This window comes from Caballeronia insecticola, from assembly GCF_000402035.1.
Lineage (GTDB): Bacteria > Pseudomonadota > Gammaproteobacteria > Burkholderiales > Burkholderiaceae > Caballeronia > Caballeronia insecticola.
This window is the reverse complement of record NC_021287.1, coordinates 1598496-1624330: the sequence shown is the minus strand read 5'-3', so window position 1 is coordinate 1624330 and position 25835 is coordinate 1598496. Positions and strand designations below refer to the sequence as shown.

The following is a 25835-nucleotide window of genomic DNA, read 5'->3' as shown; positions in this document are numbered from 1 at the left end:
GGTTCGAACGCGACAGCGTTTTTCCGCTGATGACGAAACCCCCTGCGAATGCAATATTTCGCATGGGGGAAAACGATAATTAAAAAAATATCGCACTGCGGCAAAATCGGGACGAAGCATTGACATGTTCGTCATCCGAGAGCAAGAATGTTCCTGGAATTCATTCAATCGGGCACGGCGTAGCAAGGCTCATTCTTGCCACGCGCATAAGGCGCACCAACACTTGCGCGCTGGTCAGACAAAGCCCGGCGATGCCTGCGTTAGCAATCCAAGTCTTTCGAGACTCACAGGTCAATAGCGGGTATGGCTTCCAAAACTTCTTCCTCATCTTCCCGCTCCCGTACCGCCGATAGTCATCCGGCTCAGGAAGCTTCCGACACGCCTGGCGCGACCGGCGTCCAGCAGGCGTTCGATCAATGGCTGAACGCGTGGCGCTCCGTAGCCGATCCCGCGCAATGGGCGAAATTCACTCAACAGACAAATACTGCGCAGACGAATACCGCGAATGAATCCGGCGCCGCGGGCGCCGCTTCGCCGTTTGCTGCCTTCGCCGCGTTCACCAACGGTTTTCCGAACGGCTTTCCGTCCGCGTTCCCGAGTGCGTTTCCGACGCTGGGCGCGATGCCGCAAATGCCCGACTTCACGAAGCTCAACGGCATGGCGGAATTTGCCAAACTGGCGAGCAGCATGCCGGGCTTCGGCGCGGCGATGCAGGGTTTGCCCACATTACCCAAGATTCCGACAGCCGCGATTCAGCCCGAACGTCTCCAGCAGTTGCAGAGCAACTATTCGCGGGACGCCTCCGAGTTGCTCAAGCAGGCGTCGGAACAAAGCATCGATCCGAGCGCGCTGAAAGACCGCCGCTTCACGGATACCTCGTGGCAAACCACGCCGGCCTATGCTTTCACGGCGGCGTGGTATTTGCTGAACGCGCGCTATCTGCAGGAACTCGCGGATGCCGTGCAGAGCGACCCGAAGACGCGCGAGCGCATTCGCTTCACCGTGCAGCAGTGGGCCGCCGCGGCTGCGCCGAGCAACTATCTCGCGCTCAACCCCGAAGCGCAGAAGGCGCTCATCGAAAGCAAGGGCGAAAGCCTGCGTCAGGGCATGCTGAATCTGCTCGGCGACATGCAGCGCGGCAAGATCTCGCAGTCGGACGAAACGCGCTTTCTCGTCGGCAAGAACATTGCGTCGACGGAAGGCTCGGTTGTCTACGAGAACGACCTCGTGCAATTGATCCAGTACAAGCCGCTCGCACCGAAGGTCTACGCGCGGCCGCTCTTGATCGTGCCGCCGTGCATCAACAAGTTCTACATTCTCGATCTTTCGCCGGAAAGCTCGCTCGTGCGCTACGGGCTCGAGCAGGGCCATCAGGTGTTCATCCTCTCGTGGCGTAACGCCGATCAGTCGGTGGCGCACAAGACCTGGGACGATTACGTCGAACAGGGCGTGCTCGAAACCATCGGTGTGGTGAAGGAGATCACCGGCGAGGACAAGATCAATACGCTGGGCTTCTGCATCGGCGGGACCATTCTCGCGACGGCGCTCGCCGTGGCGGCGGCGCGTGGCGAGGAGCCGGCCGCGTCGATGACCCTGCTCACCTCGATGCTCGATTTCTCCGACACCGGCGTGCTCGACGTGTTCGTCGACGAAGCGCACGTGCAGTTGCGCGAACAGTCGATCGGCGGCAAGAACGGCGCGCCCGCCGGGCTCATGCGCGGCGTCGAGTTTGCGAACACGTTCTCGTATCTGCGCCCGAACGATCTGGTGTGGAACTACGTCGTCGACAATTACCTCAAAGGACGCACGCCGCAGGCTTTCGATCTGCTGTTCTGGAACAGCGATTCGACCAACCTGCCGGGACCGATGTGCGTCTGGTATCTGCGCAACACGTATCTCGAGAACAAGCTGAAGGAGCCGAACGCGCTGACGGTGTGCGGCGAGAAGATCGACCTCTCGCGCCTCACGCTGCCCACCTTCATCTACGGTTCGCGCGAAGACCATATCGTGCCGTGGAAGTCGGCGTATGCGTCGGCGCCGGTGCTCGGCGGTCCGCAGACTTTCGTGCTCGGCGCGTCGGGTCATATCGCGGGCGTGATCAACCCGCCGTCGAAGAACAAGCGCAGTTTCTGGATGATCGACAGCGACGACGCGCGCCTGCCCGACAGCGCCGACGGCTGGTTCGAAGCCGCGGCGGAGCATCCTGGAAGCTGGTGGCCGGCCTGGTCGAAGTGGCTCGCCGGAAACGCGGGCGAACAGGTCAAGGCGGGCGCGGCGCAGGGTTCGAAGACGTACCCGGTGATCGAGGCCGCGCCCGGCCGTTACGTACTGGAACGCGACTTCTGAGCGGCGTGCGCGCGAGCGCACTGAGTTCGGCGGAACCGCATTAACATTCGATGCAACATTCGATGCCAAAGGAACTGAAATGACTGACGTAGTGATCGTATCGGCCGCGCGTACGGCGGTAGGCAAATTCGGCGGCTCGCTCGCGAAAATCGCGGCGCCGGAACTGGGCGCGACGGTGATCCGCGCCGTGCTGGAGCGCGCAGGCGTGAAGCCGGATCAGGTGAGCGAAGTGATCCTGGGTCAGGTGCTCGCGGCGGGTTCGGGTCAGAACCCGGCGCGCCAGTCGCTGATCAAGGCGGGCTTGCCCGACATGGTGCCCGGCATGACGATCAACAAGGTCTGCGGCTCGGGCCTGAAGGCGGTGATGCTGGCGGCCAACGCGATCATCGCGGGCGACGCGGAGATCGTGATCGCGGGCGGTCAGGAAAACATGAGCGCGGCGCCGCACGTACTGCCGGGCTCGCGCGACGGTTTCCGCATGGGCGACGCCAAGCTGATCGACACGATGATCGTCGACGGTCTGTGGGACGTCTATAACAACTACCACATGGGCACGACGGCGGAAAACGTCGCGAGGGAATTCGGCATCACGCGCGAGCAGCAGGACGCGTTCGCGGCGCTGTCGCAGAACAAGGCCGAGCGCGCGCAAAAGGAAGGCCGCTTCAACGATGAAATCGTGCCGGTCTCGATCCCGCAACGCAAAGGCGAGCCGCTGCAATTCGCCACCGATGAATTCGTGCGCCATGGCGTAACGGCCGAAGCGCTTTCATCGTTGAAACCGGCGTTCTCGAAGGAAGGCACGGTGACGGCGGCGAACGCTTCGGGCATCAACGATGGCGCGGCGGCGGTGGTCGTCATGTCGGCGAAGAAGGCCGAGGCGCTGGGTCTCACGCCGCTTGCGCGCATCAAGGCATACGCGAACGCGGGCGTCGATCCGAAGATCATGGGCATGGGTCCGGTGCCGGCATCGAAGCGCTGTCTGGAGCGCGCGGGCTGGAGCGTGAACGATCTCGATCTGATGGAAATCAACGAGGCGTTCGCCGCGCAGGCGCTGGCGGTGCACAAGCAAATGGGCTGGGATCAGTCGAAGATCAACGTGAACGGCGGGGCGATTGCGATCGGTCATCCGATCGGCGCATCGGGCTGCCGGATTCTCGTCACGCTGCTGCACGAAATGCAGAAGCGCGATGCGAAGAAGGGTCTGGCGTCGCTGTGTATCGGCGGCGGCATGGGCGTGGCGCTGGCGCTGGAGCGCCCGTAAGTCACGTAGAAGCGCGGACAAGCGTCGTCGGGTGGAGCAGGATTGGGAAGGGCCAGCGGCCGGCATGGAGATCGCCGTCCGCATAACGAAAATGGAGTGAGGAATGACGAAGCGCGTAGCGTATGTAACCGGCGGGATGGGCGGCATCGGCACCAGCATTTGCCAGCGTCTGCACAAGGATGGCTTCACGGTCGTCGCGGGCTGCGGCCCGAACTCGCCGCGCCGGGTGAAATGGCTCGGAGAGCAGAAGGCGCTTGGCTTCGACTTCGTCGCCTCGGAAGGCAATGTCGGCGACTGGGAATCGACCAAGAACGCGTTCGACAAGGTCAAGGCCGAAGTCGGCGAGGTCGACGTGCTGGTCAATAACGCGGGCATCACGCGCGACGTCGTGTTCCGCAAGATGACGCACGAAGACTGGACCGCGGTCATCGACACGAACCTGACGAGCCTCTTCAACGTGACGAAGCAGGTGATCGACGGCATGGTGGAGCGCGGCTTCGGACGCATCATCAATATTTCGTCGGTGAACGGGCAGAAGGGCCAGTTCGGTCAGACGAACTACTCGACCGCCAAGGCCGGCATTCACGGCTTCACGATGGCGCTCGCGCAGGAAGTGGCGACCAAGGGCGTGACGGTCAATACCGTGTCGCCGGGTTATATCGGCACGGACATGGTGAAGTCCATCCGTCCGGAAGTGCTGGAGAAGATCGTCGCGACAATTCCCGTGCGGCGCCTGGGCACGCCCGACGAGATCGGCTCGATCGTCGCGTGGCTCGCGTCCGACGAGTCGGGCTTCTCGACCGGCGCCGACTTCTCGCTGAACGGCGGCTTGCACATGGGCTGACGGGCGGAGGCCTGTCCGGAAGGCGCCCGAGCGTCTTCCGGGCGAGCCGCCACTCGCCGGATTTATCAACGATGCGGCGAACACGCAGCAGCGCTTTTTTGCGACAACGCAAGACTTGCTTGCTGCCATCGCAGTAAAGTTTTGCGTTTAAAGGCGTTAAATGACCACCACTACTACTACAAAGAAAGCCGCCGAACGACTCATCAAAAAGTATCCGAACCGTCGGCTGTATGACACGGAGACGAGCACGTACATCACGTTGTCGGATGTGAAGCAACTCGTGCTCGATCAGGAAGAGTTCAAGGTGCTCGACGCGAAGTCCAGCGACGACCTCACGCGCAGCATCCTTCTGCAGATCATTCTCGAAGAAGAGAGCGGCGGCCTGCCGATGTTCTCGTCGGTGATGCTCTCGCAGATCATCCGTTTCTATGGCCACGCGATGCAGGGCATGATGGGCACGTATCTGGAGAAGAACATCCAGGCGTTCATCGACATCCAGCAGAAGCTCACCGAGCAAAGCAAGGGCATTTACGACGGCAATGCGCTGAATCCGGAAGTCTGGTCGCAGTTCATGAACATGCAGGCGCCGATGATGCAGGGCATGATGACGAGCTACATCGAGCAGTCGAAGAACATGTTCGTGCAGATGCAGGAGCAGATGCAGTCGCAGGCGAAGTCGATGTTCAACACGTTCCCGTTTCCGACGCCCACGCCTCCTTCGACGGAAAAGAAGTAATCCATTTCAGCAGCGCGTTCGGGCGTCCGGGCGTGTGACCGGTCGTGTGGCCGGGCGCGTCGGGCGGACCGCATCTCATTCGCCCCGTACCGCGGGAAGCAGCGGCGAAAGCCGTGCGCGGTCTGACGAAGCCGCCCGACGGTTGGCGAAACGCTCCGCCAAACCGCCGGTTCGGCGCTCCGGGGTAAAATAGTGGATTGGTCTCGCTCGTCGCGCGAGGCGCCCCACAACACACCGTCGCAGCGTTGCTCCCCGTGAAAAATTCTTTGGATTCAATCGTCAAGACGAACGCCGTGCCGAAAATCGGCATGGTTTCGCTCGGCTGCCCGAAAGCGCTGGTCGATTCCGAGCAGATCATGACCCAACTGCGTGCCGAAGGTTACGAAATCTCCGGCACCTATGACGGCGCGGATCTCGTCGTCGTCAATACGTGCGGTTTCATCGACGAAGCCGTGCAGGAAAGCCTCGACGCCATCGGCGAGGCGCTCTCGGAAAACGGCAAGGTCATCGTCACCGGCTGTCTCGGCGCGAAGAAGAGCGCGAGCGGCACAGGCCTCATCGAGGAAGTGCATCCGAAAGTGCTCGCCGTGACCGGGCCGCACGCAACCAACGAAGTGATGAACGCGGTGCACGCGCATCTGCCGAAGCCGCACGATCCGTTCGTCGATCTCGTGCCGCCCGCGGGCATCAAGCTCACGCCGCGCCATTACGCGTATCTGAAGATTTCGGAAGGCTGCAATCATCGTTGCACGTTCTGCATCATTCCGTCGATGCGTGGCGATCTCGTTTCGCGCCCCGTCGCCGAAGTCATGCTCGAAGCCGAGAATCTCTTCAAGTCCGGCGTGAAGGAACTGCTCGTCATCTCGCAGGACACGAGCGCGTATGGCGTCGATGTGAAGTACCGCACCGGCTTCTGGAACGGCAAGCCGCTCAAGACGCGCATGACCGATCTCGTCGGCGCGCTCGGTGAACTTGCCGCGCAGTACGGCGCGTGGGTGCGCCTGCATTACGTCTATCCGTATCCGAGCGTCGACGAAGTCATCCCGATGATGGCCGAAGGCCCGCTCAAGGGCCACGTTCTGCCGTATCTCGACGTGCCGTTCCAGCACGCGCATCCGGAAGTGCTCAAGCGCATGAAGCGTCCGGCGAACGCCGAAAAGGTGCTCGAGCGCGTGAAGACCTGGCGCGAGATTTGTCCGGACCTGACCATCCGCAGCACGTTCATCGCGGGCTTTCCGGGCGAGACCGAAGAGCAATTCCAGACGCTGCTCGATTTCATCCGCGAGGCGGATCTCGATCGCGTCGGCTGCTTCGCGTATTCGCCGGTCGAAGGCGCGACGGCCAACGAACTCGACGGCGCGCTGCCCGACGAAGTGCGCGAAGAACGCCGCGCGCGCTTCATGGAACTGGCCGAGGAACTGTCGGCGAAGCGCATGAAGAAGAAGGTCGGCAAGACGCTGAAAGTGCTCGTCGACGAAGTGAGCACGGACGGCGGCGTCGGCCGCACGGCGGCGGATGCGCCGGAAATCGACGGCGTCGTGTACATCGCGCCGGCGACCAAGGCGTCGAAGCGCTACAAGGCCGGCGACTTCGTCTCGGTGAAGATCACCGGCGCGGACGGCCACGATCTCTGGGGCGAGGTGTAAGCATGCCGCACACAGCGCACGTCCTCGCGCTCGGCGAAGCCATGGTCGAGTTCAATCAATCGAGCCGCGCCGCGCCGAACTATCTGCAAGGCTTCGGCGGCGATGTCTCGAATTTTCTGATCGCGGCGTCGCGGCAGGGTGCATCGACGGGCTTCGTGTCCGCCGTCGGCAACGACCACTTCGGGCAATTGCTGCTCGACCTGTGGCGTGCGGAAAACGTCGATACGTCCACGGTGCGCATCGATCACGACGCGCCCACGGGCGTTTATTTCGTGTCGCACGGCGAGAACGGCCATCGCTTCGACTATCTGCGCGCGGGTTCCGCGGCGAGCCGTTATGCGCCGTCGCATTTGCCGCTCGATGCGATCGCCGCCGCGAAGGTCGTGCATCTGTCGGGCATCAGTCTCGCGATCGGCGTGGCGGCGTGCGATGCCGCGCTCGCCGCAATCGATCACGCGCGCACGCACGGCGTGAAGGTCAGCTTCGACACGAATCTGCGGCTCAAGCTGTGGCCGCTCGCGCGCGCCCGCGCGGTCATGCTCGAAGCCATTCGCGCCACGGATATTTGCCTGCCGAGCTGGGACGACGTCACGCTGCTCACCGGCCACGAAGACAAAGACGCAATCGTCGATGCGTTGCTCGCGCTCGGTCCGAAGGTCGTCGCTCTGAAGCTCGGTCGCGAAGGCGCGTATATCGCGACGCCCGACGAGCGGCGCGTCGTGCCGGGCCGCGTGGTCGAAGCGGTCGATGCGACCGGCGCGGGCGACTGCTTCGGCGGCGCATTCATTGCGCGCATCGTCGCGGGCGACGATCCCTTCGCGGCGGCGCGTTACGCGAACGCTGCGGCGGCGTTGTCGACGCAAGGCTTTGGCGCGGTCGCGCCCATCCCCGACAAGGCGACGGTCGAGCGCGCGCTCGCGCAATGACGCGTCGGTGATCGAATCCACACGAATCGAATCCACACAAACAGCGGAGACGGCAACATGGAACGTGAAGTGGTAGTGGTGAGCGGCGTGCGCACGGCCATCGGCGATTTCGGCGGCGCACTGAAGGACTTCACGCCGAGCGATCTCGGCGCGCGCGTCGTGCGCGAGGCGCTTGCGCGTGCAAACGTCGCGGGCGACGAAGTGGGTCACGTGGTGTTCGGCAACGTGATCCAGACCGAACCGCGCGACATGTACCTGGCGCGCGTCGCCGCGCTTGACGGCGGCGTCACGCAACACGCGCCCGCGCTCACGGTGAACCGGCTGTGCGGCTCGGGCCTGCAGGCGATCGTGTCGGCGTCGCAATCCATCTTGCTGGGCGACGCCGATATCGCCATCGGCGGCGGCGCGGAAAACATGAGCCGCGCGCCGTACATCATGCCCGCCGCGCGCTTCGGGCAGCGCATGGGCGACGCGCGTATCGTCGACATGATGGTCGGCGCGCTGAACGATCCGTTCGACAAGATTCATATGGGCGTAACCGCCGAAAACGTCGCGCAGAAGTACGGCATCACGCGCGAGATGCAGGACGCGCTCGCGCTCGAATCGCATCGGCGCGCGGCGAAAGCGATCGAAGCCGGCTACTTCAAGGAACAGATCCTGCCGATCACGCTTGCCTCGAAGAAGGGCGACACCTTGTTCGAGCGCGACGAGCACGTGCGCATGAACGCAACCGCCGAAGACTTCGCGAAGCTCAAACCCGTGTTCGCGAAGGAAAACGGCTCGGTGACGGCCGGCAACGCGTCCGGCATCAACGACGCGGCGGCGGCCGTCGTGCTGATGGAGCGCAGCGTCGCGGAAAAGCGCGGCGCGAAACCGCTCGCGCGGCTGGTGGCGTACGCGCACGCGGGCGTCGATCCGAAGATCATGGGCATCGGCCCGGTGCCCGCCACACAGAAGGTGCTGGAACGCGCGGGCCTGAGCGTGGCCGATCTCGACGTCATCGAGGCCAACGAGGCGTTCGCCGCGCAAGCCTGCGCCGTCTCGCAGGAACTGAAGTTCGATCCGGCGAAGGTCAACCCGAACGGCTCGGGCATTTCGCTCGGCCATCCGATCGGCGCGACGGGCGCGCTCATCACAGTGAAGGCGCTGTACGAACTGCAGCGCATCGGCGGACGCTACGCGCTCGTGACGATGTGCATCGGCGGCGGGCAGGGCATCGCGGCGATTTTCGAGCGCATTTGAAGGACCGAAGGATGATGCAAAGCATGAAGAGGCCGCGGAACCTGCGATGGGCCGCGGTCGCTACGTTGGCCGCGTCCGTGGCACTAGGCACGCTCGCCGGCTGCAATTCGACGATGCCGTCGGGTGCGTCCGGCGTTCTGCCGGCCGATCAGCGCGAACCGGCCGACGCCGACGCGCACGGCGCGCGGGCGGCCATCAAGGAACTCGCACTGCCGCCGCAAAAGCCGCTGACGCCGAATCCGGAATATGCGCGCTTTCCGCGTTATGTCGGCACGCTCGGCGACAAGCAGATCGAGATGAAGCTCGGCGCGAAAACCGATGAACCCTCGGGCGTGCACGGCGAATACCGGATCGTCGGCAGTTCAAGCGTGATTCTCGTCGCAGGCGATCGCGACGGCGACACGCTCGAAATCGAGGAATCGAACGACGGCACGCATATCACGGGCAACTGGGTCGGCAAGTTCGCGGCGGACGGCAGCATGTCGGGCGAACGCATGGACCCCGACGATTCGAACGCGCAGCCGTTCGATCTGCGCCCGGCGGCTGCGGGCGCGAAGCTGCCGCCGGTGTCCGGCGCGCCTGCCACGCCCGCCGCCGCCGCGCCGAAGGCGTCTCCCGCGCCATCGCTGGAACCGGCGCCGCCTGCGCCGCCGCGCAATGCTGTCGGCGGCACGAGCAACGTCATCATCGGCGAATGACGTGTCTTCTTTACGCCGCCGGACGCATCCGGCGGCGTTATCTTTTCGTTTCCGCTTTTATTTCCGCTTCGCATCCACGTCATGACTGATTCCACGAACAACGAACGCGATCTGCAAACCCGTATCGTGCAGCCGGAAGATCGCATCACGCCCGGTTTCGAATCGTTTTCCGTGCCGGTCGCGCGGGCCTCGACGGTCGTGTTTCCCGATCTCGCGACCATGCGCGCGCTCGTCTGGAGCGACGACTCGAAATGGCGCTACGGCCTGCACGGCACGCCGACGACCATCGCGCTTGCGCAGCGTCTCGCCGCGATCGAAGGCGGCGAGCACGCGCTGTTGCAGCCCTCGGGGCTGGCGGCGATTTCCAACGTGTATTTCGCGCTCGTCAAGGCGGGCGATCACGTGCTCGTGCCTGACAACGCCTATTCGCCGAACCGCGAGCACGCCGACTGGCTCGCCGCGGACTTCGGGCTGGAAGTGAGCTACTACGATCCGATGACGGGCGCGGGCATCGCCGATGCCATCCGGCCGAACACGAAGCTCATCTGGCTGGAGGCGCCCGGCTCGGTGACGATGGAAGTGCAGGACGTCCCGGCGATTGCCGCCGTCGCGCGGGCGAAGGGCATTATCACCGCGATCGACAACACGTTTTCCGCCGGTCTCGCCTTCAAACCGTTCGAGCACGGCGTCGACATTTCGGTGCAGGCGCTGACGAAATATCAGTCGGGCGGCAGCGATATCCTGATGGGCGCCACCATCACGCGCGACATCGAACTGCACAAGAAGCTCAAGCGCGCGCGCATGCGGATGGGTATCGGCGTATCGGCGGACGATGCGTCGCTCGTGCTGCGCAGCCTCCCGACGATGAAAACGCGTTACGAGGCCCACGACCGCAGCGCACTCGCGCTCGCGCAGTGGCTCAAGACGCGCCCGGAAGTGGCGGCGGTGCTGCATCCGGCGCTGGAAGACTGTCCCGGCCACGCGTTTTACGAGCGCGATTTCGCGGGCGGCGCGGGCGGTCTGTTCTCGATCGTGTTCGATGGCCGCTACAGCGCCGCGCAAGTCGATGCGTTCGTCGAAGCGCTCGAACTGTTCGCGATCGGCTGGAGCTGGGGCGGCGCGCATAGCCTCGCGATGCCCTACAACGTGCGCTCGATGCGCACCGCATCGCAATGGCCGCACGAAGGCGTGCTCGTGCGGTTCTATATCGGACTGGAAGCGGAAGCGGACTTGCGCGCGGATCTGGAAGCCGCGCTCGTCAAGGCGCTGGGCGCTTAATAGAGCGCCTTAAAAGGGCTGTCTCAAACGAGCCTCAAAAGAGCCGCAGCAGCCCGTCCAGTCCGACGAAGTTGAACGCGACGCTGGCCGCCTGCCGCACGACCGGCTTCGCGCGAAACGCGATCGACAGGCCGGCTTCGGCCATCATCTTGAGGTCGTTCGAGCCGTCGCCCATGGCAATCGCGCGCCGCGGCTCGATGCCGAGCGCCGCGCACGTCTCGACAAGCGTGCGCGCCTTCACGTCCGCGTTGACGATTTCCCCGACGACCTTGCCCGTCAGCTTGCCATCGACAATCTCGAGCGTGTTCGCGCGCGTGTAGTCGAGGCCCAGCCGCGTCTTCAGCCGCTCGGTGAAGAACGTGAAGCCGCCCGACACGAGCAGTGTTTTCAGACCGGCGGCGCGCGCGCCTTCGAGCATGCGCTCCGCGCCCGGCGACAGTTTCAGGCGCTCCTCATAAACCCGTTCCAGCGCGCTGGCGTCGAGGCCTTTCAGCAGCGCGACGCGGCGCGTGAGGCTCTCGTTGAAGTCCTTGATCTCGCCGCGCATCGACGCTTCCGTGATCGCCGCGACCTCGGCCTTCAGCCCGCAAAAGTCCGCAATTTCGTCGATGCATTCGATCGTGATGAGCGTCGAATCCATGTCCATCGCGACGAGGCCGAAGTCTGCGAGCGCCGCGCCCGGCGCGACATACGCGTAATCGAGCCCGTGCGCGCCGCAGTACGCATCGATGTCGGGACGCTGCAGCGGATCGGCCTCGGTGAGACGCAAGAGCGTGTCGTCGGCACGCTGCATGTCCTTCGAGCGGGCCAGCGCCGCGAGCGGGCGCAGATGCGAATCGGAGATCGGGGTCGTGCTTTGAATGACGAGGTTCATCGGGGGCAGAAGCCGTAAAAGCGCGTAAAAATGCGCGAAACCGCTATTGTACGGGCGCCGCGTGCGGTGAAGCTCGGCCTCAGCGTTGCACGCGCGCCGGATCGACATCCCAGTAAGGCGGCTCGCCGAACTGCGCCGCCAGGAACTCGATAAACGCGAGCGTCTTCGGCGGCACGAACGCGCGGCTCGGATACACGGCCCAGATCGCGACGGTCTGCGCGAGCGGATAGTCGTCAAGGAGCGTGACGAGTTCGCCGCTCGCGAGCAGCGGCGCGACGCTCCACGTCGATTTCAGCCCGATGCCGATGCCCGCCGCGAGCGCGTCGCGGATCACTTCGCCGTTGTCGGTGGCAAGCCGCCCGGCGACGCGCACGTCGATGACGCCCGTCGGCGTGACGAAGCTCCAGTCGCGCTGATCGGCGAGGATCACGCATTCGTGCTGCGCGAGATCGGCCGGATGCCGCGGCGTGCCGTGCTCCGCCAGATACGCGGGCGACGCGCACAGCACGCGCCGGTTGCTGGCGAGTTTCTTCGCGACGAGCGTGGAATCCTTCAGCGCGCCGATGCGGATTGCGAGGTCGATGCCTTCGTCGACGAGATCGACAATCTGATCGGTCATGCGCAACTCGATGCTCACGCCGGGAAACTGGCGCAGAAACGCGGGAATCAGCGGCGAGATGTGCTGGCGGCCGAGCGAGGAGGGCATTGTCACGCGCAGACGGCCGTGCGGATGCTCGCGCGCGTGCCCGACCGATGCCCGCGCGGCCTCGGCGGCGTCGAGCAGTTCGCGGGCGTGCGCGGCGAAAATTTCGCCTTCCTGCGTGACGGAGACGCGCCGCGTCGTGCGATGCAAAAGCCGCGCGCCGAGCATGCGCTCCAGCCCGGCGATGCGCGCGCTCGCCACCGCCGGCGACAGCCCGAACTCGCGCGCCGCCGACGACAGATTCGCCAGCGCCGCCGCGCGCATGAAGAGGCCGACATCGAGCAGATCGAGCCGCTCGCGGGTGGTCTCGGCCGCGTGAAGTTCGCTCGCCATTTGATGGCTTTCCCGAAAAATGTTTCAGCGATTATGACCGTTTTCAGAAGGCCGGGTGAGCACTAAGATGAACGCACGTCTTCCATCCTTGCGTCTACGGAGCTTATTCATGAAAGCCATCGGCCTGACCCGCTACCTCCCGATTTCCAATCCCGACTCGCTGGTCGATATCGAACTCGACACGCCGGCGCCCACAGGCCGCGATCTGCTCGTGAAAATCGAGGCGATCGCGGTCAACCCCGTCGACACGAAAGTGCGCGCGCCGAAGGACAAGATCGAGGAAACGCCGCGCGTGCTCGGCTGGGACGCGGCGGGTGTAGTTGTCGCGGCCGGTCCCGAGGCCACGCTGTTCAAGGCGGGCGACCCGGTCTATTACGCGGGCGACATCACGCGACAAGGCGCCAACAGCGAGTTCCACCTGATCGACGAGCGTATCGTCGGCGCGAAGCCGAAGTCGCTCGATTTCACCTGCGCGGCCGCGCTGCCGCTCACGACCATCACCGCGTGGGAAGCGCTCTTCGACCGGCTGCGCGTGTCGGCGGAGGGCAAGGACGCGGGCAAGTCGGTGCTGATCATCGGCGGGGCGGGCGGCGTGGGCTCGATCGGCATTCAACTCGCCAAGCGCGTCGCGAAGCTTCAGGTGATCGCCACCGCCTCGCGGCCCGAGTCGGCGAAGTGGGCGGAAGAACTCGGCGCGGATTACATCGTCAATCACTTCGAGGACATCCCGAAGCAGATGAAGGAGATCGGCTTTGCACAGGTCGATTACGTGCTGATCTTCAACGACACCGACAAGCATTTTCCGGCTGCGGCCGAGGTCATCAAGCCGCAGGGCGGCATCTGCACGATCGTCGAGAATGCGAAGCCGCTGCCGGTCGAATTGCTGAAAGCGAAAAGCGCGGCGTTTCACTGGGAGTTCATGTTCACGCGCGCGATGTTCAAAACGCCCGACATGATCGAGCAACACAAGCTGCTTTCCGAAGTGGCGCGGCTGATCGACGCAGGCACGATCCGCACGACGCTCGGCCGCGATCTCGGCAAGATCGACGCGGCGAACCTTCGCGAGGCGCATCGCTTGCTGGAAGAAGGGCGCACGGTCGGCAAGATCGTGCTGACCGGCTTTTGATGTCGCGTTGACGAACGTCATCGATGGGACCTTCGACTGGGGTTATCCACTAGGATGACCCGGCATGCGCGGCGCTAGACTGAATCCGCCCTAGGGTATTCAATTCGGCATTCCGGCGCGCGTGCAGGGCGCCGGATTTCCTCAAGCGCTTGATACGGAGGTGGCGGCATGAATCGTCGTTCGATCGTTCGTCGCATGAGTTCCGTCGCCGCGCTCGCGATGTTCGCCGCGACCGCCCAGGCGACGCCAGGCATCAAGGTTCTCTCCGAAGCGCCCAATGACGGTCCCATCAAATACACCGTGAAGATGGCATCGAAGAGTTTCGGTAACGAGCAGGAAACGCGTACGATCCGCTCCGGCCAGACCGACGACTTCACCTGGCAGGGCAGCGCACCCAACGGCGCGCAGGCCGTGCCGGACGGCTGTCCGCAGGCGGCGTCGGTGCCGAAAAGCGCGGACGGCGCGGCGGTGAAACAGGTGCAGATACGCTTCGCGCCGGTGGTCGCGGACAACGGCGCGGCGAACGTGCAAATCAGCTTTCGCGCCTACGCGCCCAAAGGCACGAACAAGGTGACCGTGGGCGGCAAGAGCCTGCAATGTCCGGTCGATAATCGTTTCAGCCAGATCGTGCGCTTTTCCATGCCGACATCGACGGGATCGAAAAAGACCGTCACCCTCGACGACGGCACGCAACTGACTGTCACGGCGAGCCGGAAGTAGTTTTTTGCGCGGTTTTCTATCCGAAAGCCGCGCTTTATTTTCGACTTAATTCGCAACTAACGGTCTGTCGAGCAAACGTCCTGACACCGGCAGCGGCCGCGATATTTTTCCCAATTCCGCGTTCGATCAGTAAGGCTTACAGATCGGCCGCGTCGCGAGCGCGACATGTGCCCGGACGCGCTTGTGCCGATGGCTCTGGCGCCGCTTGGCACGCTTCGTGCGATTCCTTCCGATGCGCGCGACTCCGCGCGAGCAATCCGACAGCGAAGGTGCCGCGATGCCCCACATGATCTGGAAAGGCGCGATCAGCTTCGGGCTGGTCCACGTGCCCGTGCAACTCTATCCGGCGACGCAGTCGGAGAAAGTCGGCTTCAATCTGCTCGACAAGCGTTCGATGGATCCGATCGGCTACAAGCAGATCAACAAGAACACGGGTAAGGAAGTCACGCGCGACGACATCGTGCGCGGCTTCGAATACGAGAAGGGCAAGTACGTCGTGATGACGGATGCCGAAATCCGCGCGGCCAATCCGGAATCGACGCAGACGGTCGACATTCTCGCTTTCGTCGATGCGCCCGAAATCTCCTTCCTCTCGCTCGATACGCCTTATTACCTCGCGCCTGATCGCAAGGGCGAAAAGGTCTATGCGCTCTTGCGCGACGCGTTGAAGGATACGGGCAAGGTCGGCATCGCGAGCGTCGTGCTGCACAACAAACAGCATCTGGCGGCGCTGATTCCGGTCGGCCCGGCGCTCGCGCTCAACACGCTGCGCTGGGGCGACGAAGTGCGCGACTTCAGCCAGTTCAAGTTCCCCGACGAAGACACGAAGAAGGCCGGCGTCTCGCCGAAGGAACTCGAGATGGCCAAGCGCCTTATCGACGACATGAGCGACACGTGGGATCCGTCGAAGTATCACGATACGTTCCGCGACGACATCATCGCGCTCGTCGAGAAGAAGGTGAAACAGGGCAAGGTCGCCGAAGTGATGAAGATCGAGGAAGGCAGCGAGCACAAGGCATCGGCCGATATTCTCGACTTGTCCGAACTGCTCAAGCGCAGTCTGAAGAAAGGCGCTCCGGCCAAACGCGGCAGCAAGTCTGCGCAAGCCGCCGCCGCTTCTGACGCTGCCGACGACACGACCGACGACAGCGGCGAGGAACCCGCGCGCCCCGCCCGCAAGACGACGCGCCGCAAGCGCGCGTAGATAACGAACGAGTCACCAACGAGTCACGGGTCCGACGACGATGGCTGCAAAGCTCGAAACCTATCAGCGCATGCGCAGCTTCGACAAGACGCCGGAGCCGTCCGGTACTGCGAAGCGGGGCACGCGCACGAAGAAGGCCGCCCCGCAAGGGCTTTCGTTCGTGATTCAGGAACACGATGCGCGCCGCCTGCACTACGACTTCCGGCTGGAACTCGACGGCACGCTCAAATCGTGGGCCGTGCCGAAGGGGCCGAGCCTCGATCCGTCGGTGAAGCGGCTTGCCGTGCATGTCGAGGATCATCCGCTCGATTACGGCTCGTTCGAAGGCGAGATTCCCGAGGGCAACTATGGCGCGGGCAGCGTCATCGTGTGGGATCGCGGGACGTGGGCGCCGCAATCGGGCAGCTTCGAGGACGCCGCGCGCGAGTACGAGAAAGGCAAGCTCAAGTTCACGCTCGACGGCGAAAAGCTGCACGGCGGCTGGACGCTCGTGAAAAGCCATATGCGCGGCAGCGGCGACAAGGAGCAATGGCTGCTCATCAAGGAGCGCGACGACGACGCGCGGCCCGAAGCCGAGTACGACATCCTGTTGAAGAAGCCGGGCAGCGTGCTGTCGGAGTCGCTTGGCGCGCGCTCCAAGAGCGGCGCAGTGCGCGAGCGTACGGAGCGCCGGGCGAGTGCGAAGAAAACTACAGCACGCAAGTCAGCGGCAAAGACCACGAAGACGAACGGCCACGCGCATCCGGATATCGTCGCGACGCGCAGCGCGGAATCGCTGCGCACGCTGTCGCATGAACCCGCGATCGAAGGCGCGCTCAAGGCGAAGCTTCCCGCGAGCCTCAAGCCGCAGCTTGCGACGCTCGTCGATGCCGCGCCGCCCGGCGACGACTGGGCCTATGAAATCAAGTTCGACGGTTATCGCGTGCTGGCCCGCATCGAGACGGTGAAGGGCAAACGCGTGATCCGCATGGACACGCGCAACGGCAACGACTGGACCGCGAAGTTCTCGAAGCAGGTGAAGGCGCTTGAACAACTCGACATCGAAAGCGGCTGGCTCGACGGCGAAGCCGTGGTGCTAGACGAACGCGGCCTGCCCGATTTTCAGGCGCTGCAAAACGCCTTCGATGTGGGGCGGCCGCAGGACATCGTCGTGTATTTCTTCGATGTGCCTTATCTCAACGGCTACGACCTGCGCCACGTGCCGCTCGTGCAGCGTCGCGCGATTCTGAAGGCGCTGATCGAACCGATCGACGATCCGGTACTGCGCTATTCGCAGGACTTCGCCTTTCACGCCGACGACCTGCTGAAAAGCGCATGCGACATGGCGCTCGAAGGCATCATCGGCAAGCGCATGGATGCCACGTATGTGTCGGGGCGCAGCAATTCGTGGATCAAGCTCAAGTGTCGTCGCCGGCAGGAGTTCGTGATCGGTGGCTATTCGGAGCCGTCGGGCAGCCGTGGTCAGTTCGGCGCGCTGCTGCTCGGCGTCTACGACACGCACGGCAAGCTGCAATACGCGGGGCGCGTCGGCAGCGGCTTCGATCACGCGACGCTTGTCGCGGTGAAGAAGGAACTCGACCGCCGCGAAAGCAAGCGCATGCCGTTTGCGAGCGAGCCTCAGGAACGCAGCCGGACACCCGTGCATTGGGTGAAGCCGGAACTCGTGGCCGAATGCAATTTTGCGGAATGGACCAAGGAGCGCATCGTGCGACAAGCATCGTTCGTCAGTCTGCGCGACGACAAACCGGCGCGGCAGATCGTGAAGGAAGAGCCCGCCGCGGCGAAGAAGGTGGCCAAGAAAGCGGCCACTAAGACCGCCACGAAAACAGCGGCGAAGAAGAGCGTCGCCGCAAAAACCAAGTCGGCTTCGACCGAAGTCGATGGCGTGAAGATCAGTCATCCGGAACGGGTCATCGACAAGTCCACCGGGCTGCGCAAGATCGATGTCGTCGAGTATTACGCATCGGTCGCCGACTGGATCTTGCCGCATCTGAAGGACCGGCCGGTGTCGCTCGTGCGCGCGCCTGAGGACATCGGCGGCGAGCTTTTTTTTCAGAAGCACAGCGCGAAGCTCGCGATTCCGCATATCACGCAGCATCCCGATATCGATCCGGGCCATCCACCGCTGCTTACCATCGAGTCGGCCGGCGCGCTCGTCGGCACGGCGCAAATGGGCACCGTCGAACTGCATACGTGGAATGCGGTTGCGTCGAACATCGAAAAGCCGGATCGCATGGTGTTCGATCTCGATCCGGGTGAGGGCGTGGGCTGGGCGCGCATGATCGAGGCCGCGCGGCTTACGCGAGAACTGCTCGTCGAACTGGGTCTCGAATCGTTCTGCAAGACGAGCGGCGGCAAGGGCTTTCACGTGGTCGTGCCGCTCGTGAAGCAAGCGGGCTGGGACGAGATGAAGGACTTTTCGCAGGCCGTCGCGCAACACATGGCGAGCACCTTGCCCAAGCTCTTTTCCGCGAAGATGGGCATGCAGAATCGCAAGGGGAAGATTTTCATCGACTATCTGCGCAACAACCGCGGCTCAAGCACGGTCGCAGCGTTTTCGTTGCGGGCGCGTCCGGGACTCGGCGCATCCATGCCGATCGCCTGGGAAGAACTCGACGATGTGCAGAGCGGCGATCAATGGAACATCGGCAACGTGCGCGAACGGCTTGATGCGTTGAAGGACGATCCGTGGGCCGGCTATGAACGCGCGCGCAAGCGGCTCACGGCCGACATGAAGAAGCGGCTCGGGCTGAACAACCCGCGCAAATGAGTCAGGCAGACGAAGCAAACGAAAGAGGGAGGATGCGATGAAACAAGCGAAGAAGGAACCCGCCAGTGCGCCCGAGCACGGACGCGACACAACGCAGCACGACGATGCCGCCAACGCGCCGCTGCCTCACGAAGCGGATCAGAACGTCGAATCGCAGCATGAGCACGCAGCGCGCGATGTGGGCAAGCAGGCGCATGAAGATGTCGAACGCGGTCTCGTCGACACGGACGAGCCGCTGCGAGGTCACGCGCCGGAACGACGCGAGCATCCCGACGGACGTTCTCGCAAAGCCTAGGCAAACATTTGCACCGGATGGTTAAGAACATCCCGGACACGCGTACCCCCGCTTGACGAATGGCAGCGCCGGGGCCGGTTGCGTAGAATGATTCAGTCATCGAACGCGGGCGCGGTCATAACCGCTTTGAGAAGGGTTGCCGCGATTTTTCTACCGATACATACCGCGCGTGACGCGCCATAACCGGTAAGCGCTTCCGATGCCCGTATCGTCATGCCGCGTCGCGGCTCGCAGTCAACCTAACGAAACATGTCACTCGACCTTCTGTCCCGCCTGAAGCACGAAACCGCCGCGTGTCACGCGCGGCTCGAGAATGCGCTCGACCTGATGCGGGACAACCTGCAACGCGACGAATACATCGCGCTGCTCGAACGATTTTATGGCTACGTCGCGCCTTGGGAAGACGCGGCCGCCGCATGCCTGCCGGCATCGCTTGCCGGTTTCTTCGACGAACGCCGCAAGGCGCCGCTTCTTGCCGCCGATCTCGCCGCGCTTTTAGGCGAGCGCAGGCCGGTCGGCTCCGTGCCTCAAGCGGACGCCGTCTACGATCTGCCGCCCATGCACAACCTCGGCGGCGCGTTCGGCTCGATGTACGTGATGGAAGGCAGCACGCTCGGCGGGCGCTTCATCGCGCCGCATGTCGCGCAGCAACTCGATCTGCCGCCGGGCATCGGCAACGCCTATTTCAACGGTTACGGTGCGCGCACGGGCAGCATGTGGAAGGCGTTTCGCGAGACGGCGGCGTCGGTTGTGCCGGAGCTTCAATACGACGACGCGGTGCAGGCTGCCATCGCAACGTTCGACACTCTGCAGTCGTGGCTGTGTCCCGAAGCAGCCGAACTCGGCTGCGCGCAGCCCGCGCCGAGGGCGGCTTCATGAGCGGACCTTCACGCGATGCCCACGGACCGCCCGATGCCGAAGCGCGCCGGCTCACGCTCAGCTCGGGCGTCGCGAACAAGGACTGCGACGCCGAGCCGATCCACATTCCCGGCGGCATCCAGCCGCACGGCTACGTACTGACGCTCGACGACGATCTGCATATCGTGCAGGCCAGCGAAAATTTGTCGGCGCTGACGGGCGGTCCCGTCGAGACGCTGCTCGGTCAGCCGCTCGATGCCGTGCTCGGCGCGGCAGGCGCGCAGCGCATCGCGCAGACGGCGGCCATGGCGGCGCTCGATGATTCGCCGCTCTATGTCGGCGCGATCGACGTACAGCCGGCATCGTCGGGCGATCAACCGCTGCGACTCGACGTGACGATGCATCGGCACGACAGCGTATTGATCATCGAGATGGAAGCCGCCGCGTCGGACGGCGATGCATTCGCCGCGATGTATCCGCTCGTGCGCACCTTCGCGCGCGGGCTGCAGGACGCGGCAAGCGTTCAGGAACTTGCCGAGCTTGCCGTGCGCGAGGTGCGCGCGATCACGCGCTTCGGCCGCGTCATACTCTACAGCTTCGACGAAGAAGGCCGCAGTCACGTGCTCGCGGAAGATCGCGACGAAAGCTATGCGTCGTTCCTGCATCAGTTCTTTCCCGCGTCGGACATTCCGCGTCAGGCGCGCGCGCTGTATCTGAAGAACCGCATTCGCCTCGTCGCCGACGTCGACTACACGCTTGCGCGGCTCGTGCCCGCCACGAACCCGCTCACCGGCCGTCCCACCGATCTCACCTATACGACACTGCGCAGCTTCTCGCCGGTGCATCTCGAATACATGCGCAACATGGGCACGCATGCGTCGATGTCGGTGTCGATCGTCGTGCGCGGCCAGTTGTGGGGACTCGTCTCCTGCCACGATCACGACGCGCGCATCGTGCCGTTCGATACGCGCGTCGCGGTCGAGCATCTCGGGCACATGCTGTCCTTGCAGATCGAGGCGAAGGAAGAGCGCGCCGAAGGCGAATATCTCGCCGGCCTGCGCCGCACGATGGGCCGTCTGATCGGCGCGATGGGCGAGCACAAGAGCTTCGTGGCCGGCCTTCAGTCGGTGCCGAACGATGTGCTGGGCTTCGCGCGTTCGGCGGGCGCGGCTATCGTGATGGACGATCAGATCACGCTGCTCGGCGCGACACCCGACGAAGACACGGTGCGCGCGCTCACGCAGTGGCTCGCGGAACATACGTCGGGCGTGTGGGCCACCGATTCGCTCGCGCGGCAGTGGCCGCCGGCCCGGGCGCATGTCGATAGCGCGTGCGGCGTGCTCGCGGTGCCGGTGTCGCAGATATTCCGCAACTATCTGCTATGGTTCCGGCCCGAAGTCATGCAGACCATCAAGTGGGCGGGCGAGCCGGTGAAGATCGAGGACGCCGCGGGCGCGAGCGCGCCGCGCACGAACTTCTCTCCGTGGCTCGAAACCGTACGCGGGCATTCGGCGATGTGGCGTCAGGGCGAGATCGAAATCGCCAGCGAATTGCGCGGTGCGCTGCTCAATATCGTGCTGCGCCGCGCCGAAGAGCGCGCCGAGCTCGCGACCGAACTCACGCGCGCGAATAAGGAACTGGAGGCGTTTTCGTATTCGGTGTCGCACGATTTGCGCGCGCCGCTGCGGCATATCGCGGGATACGGCGATCTGTTGCGCGAGCAGGAAGGCGAGCGCATGTCGGAGAAGAGTCGGCGCTTTCTGAACAACATGCTCGACTCGGCGCGCTTCGCGGGCACGCTCGTCGATGATCTCCTCACCTTCTCGCAGATGGGCCGCGCAGCGCTGCGCCCCGCGCCGGTCGACCTCGGCCTGCTGGTGCGCTCGGTCGTGCAGGAGTTCGAGACGGAGGCGTCCGGGCGGCAGATCGAATGGGTAATCGGCGAACTGCCGCACGTCACCGGCGACGCCGCCTTCCTGCAACTCGCGCTGCGCAATCTCATTTCGAACGCGGTGAAATATACGAGAACGCGGGAATCGGCGAAAATTGAGATATTCGCGAACCGCACCGGCGACGAATACGTGATCGGCGTGCGCGACAACGGCGTTGGCTTCGACATGAAATACGGCGCCAAGCTGTTCGGCGTGTTTCAGCGCCTGCATCGCGCGGAGGAGTTCGAAGGCACGGGCATCGGGCTCGCGAACGTGCGGCGCATCGTCGAGCGGCACGACGGACGCACGTGGGCCGAAGGGCGGCTGGGCGAGGGCGCGGTATTCTATTTCTCGTTGCCGGTCGCGTTTCGCAGTATCAACACCGCACAAGGCGCGCAGGGCGCGTCAGCCACACAGTCAAGAAGAAACCATGCTTAAACCGATACTTCTCGTCGAAGACAACCCGAACGACCTCGAGCTCACGCTCGTCGCGCTGGACAAGAGCCAGCTCGCCAACGAGGTGATCGTCGCGCGGGACGGTCAGGAAGCCATCGACTATCTCACCTGCGAAGGCGACTGGAAGGATCGCGCGCCGGGCAATCCGGCCGTCATCCTGCTCGATCTGAAGCTGCCGAAGATCGACGGTCTCGAAGTCCTCGACATGGTGCGCTCGAACGCGTCGCTGAAGAGCATTCCCGTCGTCATGCTGACTTCGTCGCGCGAGGAGCAGGATCTCGTGCGCAGTTACGAACTCGGCGTGAACGCGTATGTGGTGAAACCGGTGGAATTCGCCGAGTTCGTCGAGGCCATCAGCGACCTCGGCGTATTCTGGGCCGTGCTGAACGAACCGCCGCCGGGCTCGACGCGCTTTCGTCGTCCGCCGCCCGCGCAATGATCGCTGAGTCCATGTCCGCGCCATCGTCAATGTATTCGTCTCCTCGCGAGGGCGCCTAGATCATGCAGCCGCTGCATCTGCTTCTTGTCGAAGACAACGCACTCGATGCGGAGCTGACGATCGCTCAACTGGAGCGCGCGGACTACGCGGTCGATGCGTCGATCGTCTACGACGCCGCGAGCTTCATCGCCGAAATCGAGAAAAAGCGCTTCGACGTGATCCTCGCCGATTTCGTCATGCCGACTTTTTCCGGCATCGAGGCGCTCACCATCGCGAGCGAACGCCTGCCGGACACGCCGTTTATCTTCGTGTCGGGATTGCTCGGCGAAGAGCACGCCGTCGACATGTTGAAGCGCGGCGCCACCGATTACGTCCTCAAGCAGCGTCTGCAACGTTTGCCCGCGGTCGTGCGCCGCGCGATGCGCGAAAGCGCCGAGCGGTCGCAACGGATCGCGGTCGAGCGTGCGCTGCGCGAGACCGAGACGCACTTTCGCCTGCTGATCGACGCGCTCAAGGATTACGCCGTCATCACGCTCGATCCGGAAGGGCGCATTCGCACGTGGAACGCCGCGTCCGAGCGCATTCTGGGCTTTCCCGCGCAGGACGTGCTCGGTCATTCCGCGAACATCTTCTATAACCAGGAAGATCGCGAAACGGGCGTGTTCGAGACCGAGCTGGAGACGGCGCGGCGCGAAGGCAGCGCAAGCGACGACCGCTGGCTGTGGCGCAAAGACGGCCACTCGTTTTTCGCATCAGGCGTGACGACCGCCATTCGCAGCGAGCACGACGAGCTGATCGGCTTTTCGAAGATCGTGCGCGACGCCACCGACGCCCACATGGCTGCCGACGCGCTGCGGCTCGCGAAGGATCAGGCGGAATCGGCGAATCGCGCGAAGGACCATTTTCTGGCGGTGCTGTCGCACGAACTGCGCACGCCGCTCACGCCGATCCTCGCGGCCGTGCGTCTGCTCGAAATGAAACATTCGCTGCCGCGCGAGGCGCATCCGACGCTCGATCTGATCCGCCGCAATGTCGAGCTGGAAGCACGGCTGATCGACGATCTGCTCGATCTGACGAGCATCGCGCGCGGCAAGCTGTCGCTCAATTTCGCGAGCGTCGCGCTCGATACGCTGCTGACGAGCGCGCTCGACATGTCCGAAGCCGACCTGCGCACCAAAGGCCTCACGCTGGACACGCATTTCGACGCGAGCCGCTGCGTCGTGCTGGGGGACGCCGCGCGCCTTCAGCAGATCGTCTGGAATCTGATGAAGAACGCGGTGAAGTTCACGCCGGCGGGCGGGCGTATCGAAGTGCGCACGTGGAATGCCGACCTGATGACGATCTCGGTCTCCGTGGCGGACAGCGGCATCGGCATCAGCGCGGAGGCGTTGCCGCGCATCTTCTCGGCGTTCGAACAGGCCGACGACTCCATCACGCGCTCGTTCGGCGGTCTGGGGCTCGGCCTGGCGATCGCCAGCACGCTCGCGCAAAAGCACGGCGGCACGCTCTCGGCTTACAGCGAAGGCCGCGAGAAGGGCGCGCGCTTCACGCTCACGCTGCCGCTCGCCAAGGCGCAGCCCGAACATGCGGACGAACCGCGCGTCGAGGCCGCGCATCAGGAGCAGGGACGCGCGCTCAAGGTGCTGCTGGTGGAGGACAACGAGCAGACATCGTCGGCGATGGCCGAAGTGCTCGAAATGCTCGGCCACGAAGTGACGGTCGCCGTCACCGTCACGAGCGCGCTCGAGTGCGCGGCGCGCAGCGCGTTCGATCTGCTCGTCAGCGACATCGGCTTACCGGACGGCAGCGGTCTCGATATCGCGCGGGCGTGGCAGAACCTGCAGCCCGACAAGCCGTCGGTTGCGATCACCGGCTACGGCATGGACGAGGACATCCGCCGCTGCCGCGAAGCCGGCTTTCGCGATCATCTGACCAAGCCGGTCAATTTCTCGCGGCTCGAAGCGTTGATTCAATCGCTGGCGGAACAGTCTTCGAAATAGACTATCGGTTGCTTGCTGCGTGAGCGATTCGGAAAAATTTCGTCTTCCGCGCCGGTGAATGTCGATTGACGGCCGTGCCGATCGTTGTAGGGTATGAGAGCGGCGCGCCACGCAGGCGCGCCTCGTTCTTCATTCACTACACGGAGCCGAAATGTCCAATCCAGCCGTTGATCGCATCCCCAAAGACATGCATTCGCTGACCCCGCATCTGTGCTGCGCGGGCGCCGCCGAGGCGATCGAGTTCTACAAGCGCGCGTTCAACGCCGTCGAACTGGGCCGCATGCCCGCGCCGGACGGCAAGCTCATGCATGCAATGGTGAAGATCGGCGATTCCACGCTGATGCTCGTCGACGAAAACCCCGCTTTCGGCATCCTGGGTCCGAAGGCGATCAAGGGTTCGCCCGTCACGATCCATCTTTATGTCGAGGACGCCGACGCCATCGTGAAGCAGGCGGCCGACGCCGGCGCGAAAGTCATCATGCCCGTCGCAGAAATGTTCTGGGGCGACCGCTACGGCCGTCTGGAAGACCCGTTCGGTCATCAATGGTCGGTCGCCACGCACGTGCGCGACGTGAGCCCCGAGGAGATGAAAGACGCCATGTCCAAGGGATGCGCGTAACCCGCACGTCTACTCCACGCACATGAAAGGAGACTCGCACATGCAGAAGATTTCGCCCTGTCTATGGTTCGACGGCAACGCCGAGGAAGTGGTGAATCACTACATCGGCATATTCAGGAACGCGCGCATCAAGGAGATCATGCGTCATATCGAAACCAGTCCGGGACCGGTCGGCAGCGTGCTCGCGATCCTGTTCGAATTGGAAGGCGAGGATTTCATGGCGCTGAACGGCGGCCCGGAATTCACGTTCACGCCGGCCATTTCGATGTTCATCAAATGCGAAACGCAGGCGGAGATCGACCACTACTGGGACAAGCTGCTGGACGGCGGCCAGTCGATGGCGTGCGGCTGGCTCACCGACCGCTTCGGCGTGACGTGGCAAGTCGCGCCCAGGCGTCTGCCCACGATGCTGCAGGACCCGGACCCGGTGAAGGCCAATCGCACGATGACGGCGATGCGCGGCATGATCAAGCTCGATATCGCCGAACTGGAGCGCGCGTACAACGGCGCCTGACGCGCTGCACGCGAGT

Annotated in this window: 22 protein-coding genes; 20 read left to right on the top strand and 2 right to left on the bottom strand. The window is 63.9% G+C overall.

Going from position 1 to position 25835, the window contains the following annotated elements:
• Nucleotides 1-303: 303 nt before the first annotated feature.
• The 9 genes from phaC to BRPE64_RS07450 all read left to right on the top strand — a co-directional run bounded on the left by phaC (nucleotide 304) and on the right by BRPE64_RS07450 (nucleotide 10977).
• Nucleotides 304-2346 carry a class I poly(R)-hydroxyalkanoic acid synthase gene (gene phaC, locus BRPE64_RS07490; protein ID WP_016345475.1) on the top strand — a complete coding sequence of 681 codons (2043 nt, stop codon included), beginning with the start codon at nucleotides 304-306 and terminating at the stop codon, nucleotides 2344-2346.
• A 79-nt stretch (nucleotides 2347-2425) separates the two neighbouring features.
• A complete protein-coding gene (locus BRPE64_RS07485) occupies nucleotides 2426-3607 on the top strand; it encodes an acetyl-CoA C-acetyltransferase (RefSeq protein ID WP_044041352.1) in 1182 nt (393 codons plus the stop codon).
• A 103-nt stretch (nucleotides 3608-3710) separates the two neighbouring features.
• Complete coding sequence (locus tag BRPE64_RS07480) at nucleotides 3711-4451, top strand: 3-ketoacyl-ACP reductase (protein ID WP_044041350.1); 741 nt, start codon at nucleotides 3711-3713, stop codon at nucleotides 4449-4451.
• Between the two features lie 160 nt (nucleotides 4452-4611).
• On the top strand, nucleotides 4612-5187 hold the full coding sequence (gene phaR, locus BRPE64_RS07475; protein WP_016345472.1) for a polyhydroxyalkanoate synthesis repressor PhaR: 576 nt from the start codon (nucleotides 4612-4614) through the stop codon (nucleotides 5185-5187).
• A gap of 308 nt (nucleotides 5188-5495) precedes the next feature.
• The gene (rimO, locus tag BRPE64_RS07470) at nucleotides 5496-6833 is read left to right on the top strand and encodes a 30S ribosomal protein S12 methylthiotransferase RimO (RefSeq protein ID WP_044042060.1); all 1338 of its coding nucleotides are present in this window, start codon (nucleotides 5496-5498) and stop codon (nucleotides 6831-6833) included.
• A gap of 2 nt (nucleotides 6834-6835) precedes the next feature.
• On the top strand, nucleotides 6836-7759 hold the full coding sequence (locus BRPE64_RS07465; protein WP_016345470.1) for a sugar kinase: 924 nt from the start codon (nucleotides 6836-6838) through the stop codon (nucleotides 7757-7759).
• Between the two features lie 57 nt (nucleotides 7760-7816).
• Entirely contained in the window at nucleotides 7817-9001 is a 1185-nt protein-coding gene (bktB, locus tag BRPE64_RS07460) for a beta-ketothiolase BktB (protein ID WP_016345469.1), read from the top strand.
• A 77-nt stretch (nucleotides 9002-9078) separates the two neighbouring features.
• Entirely contained in the window at nucleotides 9079-9699 is a 621-nt protein-coding gene (locus tag BRPE64_RS07455) for a hypothetical protein (RefSeq protein WP_016345468.1), read from the top strand.
• Nucleotides 9700-9780: 81 nt separating this feature from the next.
• A complete protein-coding gene (locus tag BRPE64_RS07450) occupies nucleotides 9781-10977 on the top strand; it encodes a cystathionine beta-lyase (RefSeq protein ID WP_016345467.1) in 1197 nt (398 codons plus the stop codon).
• 34 nt (nucleotides 10978-11011) lie between these two features.
• On the opposite strand, the gene serB is transcribed toward BRPE64_RS07450, so the two are convergent.
• Together serB and BRPE64_RS07440 are read right to left on the bottom strand one after the other, a co-directional pair.
• Nucleotides 11012-11851 (bottom strand): phosphoserine phosphatase SerB, encoded by an 840-nt coding sequence (gene serB, locus BRPE64_RS07445; RefSeq protein ID WP_016345466.1) that lies wholly within the window; start codon nucleotides 11849-11851, stop codon nucleotides 11012-11014.
• Nucleotides 11852-11930: 79 nt separating this feature from the next.
• Nucleotides 11931-12887, bottom strand: a complete 957-nt coding sequence (locus tag BRPE64_RS07440; protein WP_016345465.1) for a LysR family transcriptional regulator — start codon at nucleotides 12885-12887, stop codon at nucleotides 11931-11933.
• 109 nt (nucleotides 12888-12996) lie between these two features.
• Here BRPE64_RS07440 and BRPE64_RS07435 point away from each other — a divergent pair, with 109 nt between their 5' ends.
• The 11 genes from BRPE64_RS07435 to BRPE64_RS07385 all read left to right on the top strand — a co-directional run bounded on the left by BRPE64_RS07435 (nucleotide 12997) and on the right by BRPE64_RS07385 (nucleotide 25819).
• Nucleotides 12997-14013: a zinc-binding alcohol dehydrogenase family protein gene (locus tag BRPE64_RS07435; protein WP_016345464.1), complete on the top strand. Its 1017-nt coding sequence runs from the start codon at nucleotides 12997-12999 to the stop codon at nucleotides 14011-14013.
• 168 nt (nucleotides 14014-14181) lie between these two features.
• Nucleotides 14182-14733: a DUF6013 family protein gene (locus BRPE64_RS07430; RefSeq protein ID WP_016345463.1), complete on the top strand. Its 552-nt coding sequence runs from the start codon at nucleotides 14182-14184 to the stop codon at nucleotides 14731-14733.
• A 277-nt stretch (nucleotides 14734-15010) separates the two neighbouring features.
• Nucleotides 15011-15937 (top strand): non-homologous end joining protein Ku, encoded by a 927-nt coding sequence (ku, locus tag BRPE64_RS07425; protein WP_044042059.1) that lies wholly within the window; start codon nucleotides 15011-15013, stop codon nucleotides 15935-15937.
• 40 nt (nucleotides 15938-15977) lie between these two features.
• Nucleotides 15978-18707 carry a DNA ligase D gene (gene ligD / locus BRPE64_RS07420; RefSeq protein ID WP_016345461.1) on the top strand — a complete coding sequence of 910 codons (2730 nt, stop codon included), beginning with the start codon at nucleotides 15978-15980 and terminating at the stop codon, nucleotides 18705-18707.
• Nucleotides 18708-18744: 37 nt separating this feature from the next.
• Nucleotides 18745-19002 carry a hypothetical protein gene (locus BRPE64_RS07415; protein WP_016345460.1) on the top strand — a complete coding sequence of 86 codons (258 nt, stop codon included), beginning with the start codon at nucleotides 18745-18747 and terminating at the stop codon, nucleotides 19000-19002.
• Between the two features lie 249 nt (nucleotides 19003-19251).
• The gene (locus BRPE64_RS07410; protein ID WP_016345459.1) at nucleotides 19252-19881 is read left to right on the top strand and encodes a biliverdin-producing heme oxygenase; all 630 of its coding nucleotides are present in this window, start codon (nucleotides 19252-19254) and stop codon (nucleotides 19879-19881) included.
• Nucleotides 19878-22229 carry an ATP-binding protein gene (locus tag BRPE64_RS07405; protein WP_016345458.1) on the top strand — a complete coding sequence of 784 codons (2352 nt, stop codon included), beginning with the start codon at nucleotides 19878-19880 and terminating at the stop codon, nucleotides 22227-22229. Before BRPE64_RS07410 ends, BRPE64_RS07405 begins: the two co-directional genes overlap by 4 nt.
• The gene (locus tag BRPE64_RS07400; RefSeq protein ID WP_016345457.1) at nucleotides 22222-22686 is read left to right on the top strand and encodes a response regulator; all 465 of its coding nucleotides are present in this window, start codon (nucleotides 22222-22224) and stop codon (nucleotides 22684-22686) included. Before BRPE64_RS07405 ends, BRPE64_RS07400 begins: the two co-directional genes overlap by 8 nt.
• Before the next feature lie 62 nt (nucleotides 22687-22748).
• Nucleotides 22749-24686, top strand: a complete 1938-nt coding sequence (locus BRPE64_RS07395; protein ID WP_016345456.1) for a hybrid sensor histidine kinase/response regulator — start codon at nucleotides 22749-22751, stop codon at nucleotides 24684-24686.
• A gap of 151 nt (nucleotides 24687-24837) precedes the next feature.
• Nucleotides 24838-25305: a VOC family protein gene (locus BRPE64_RS07390; protein ID WP_044041349.1), complete on the top strand. Its 468-nt coding sequence runs from the start codon at nucleotides 24838-24840 to the stop codon at nucleotides 25303-25305.
• A 40-nt stretch (nucleotides 25306-25345) separates the two neighbouring features.
• Nucleotides 25346-25819 carry a VOC family protein gene (locus BRPE64_RS07385; protein WP_016345454.1) on the top strand — a complete coding sequence of 158 codons (474 nt, stop codon included), beginning with the start codon at nucleotides 25346-25348 and terminating at the stop codon, nucleotides 25817-25819.
• The last annotated feature ends 16 nt before the right edge of the window (nucleotides 25820-25835 follow it).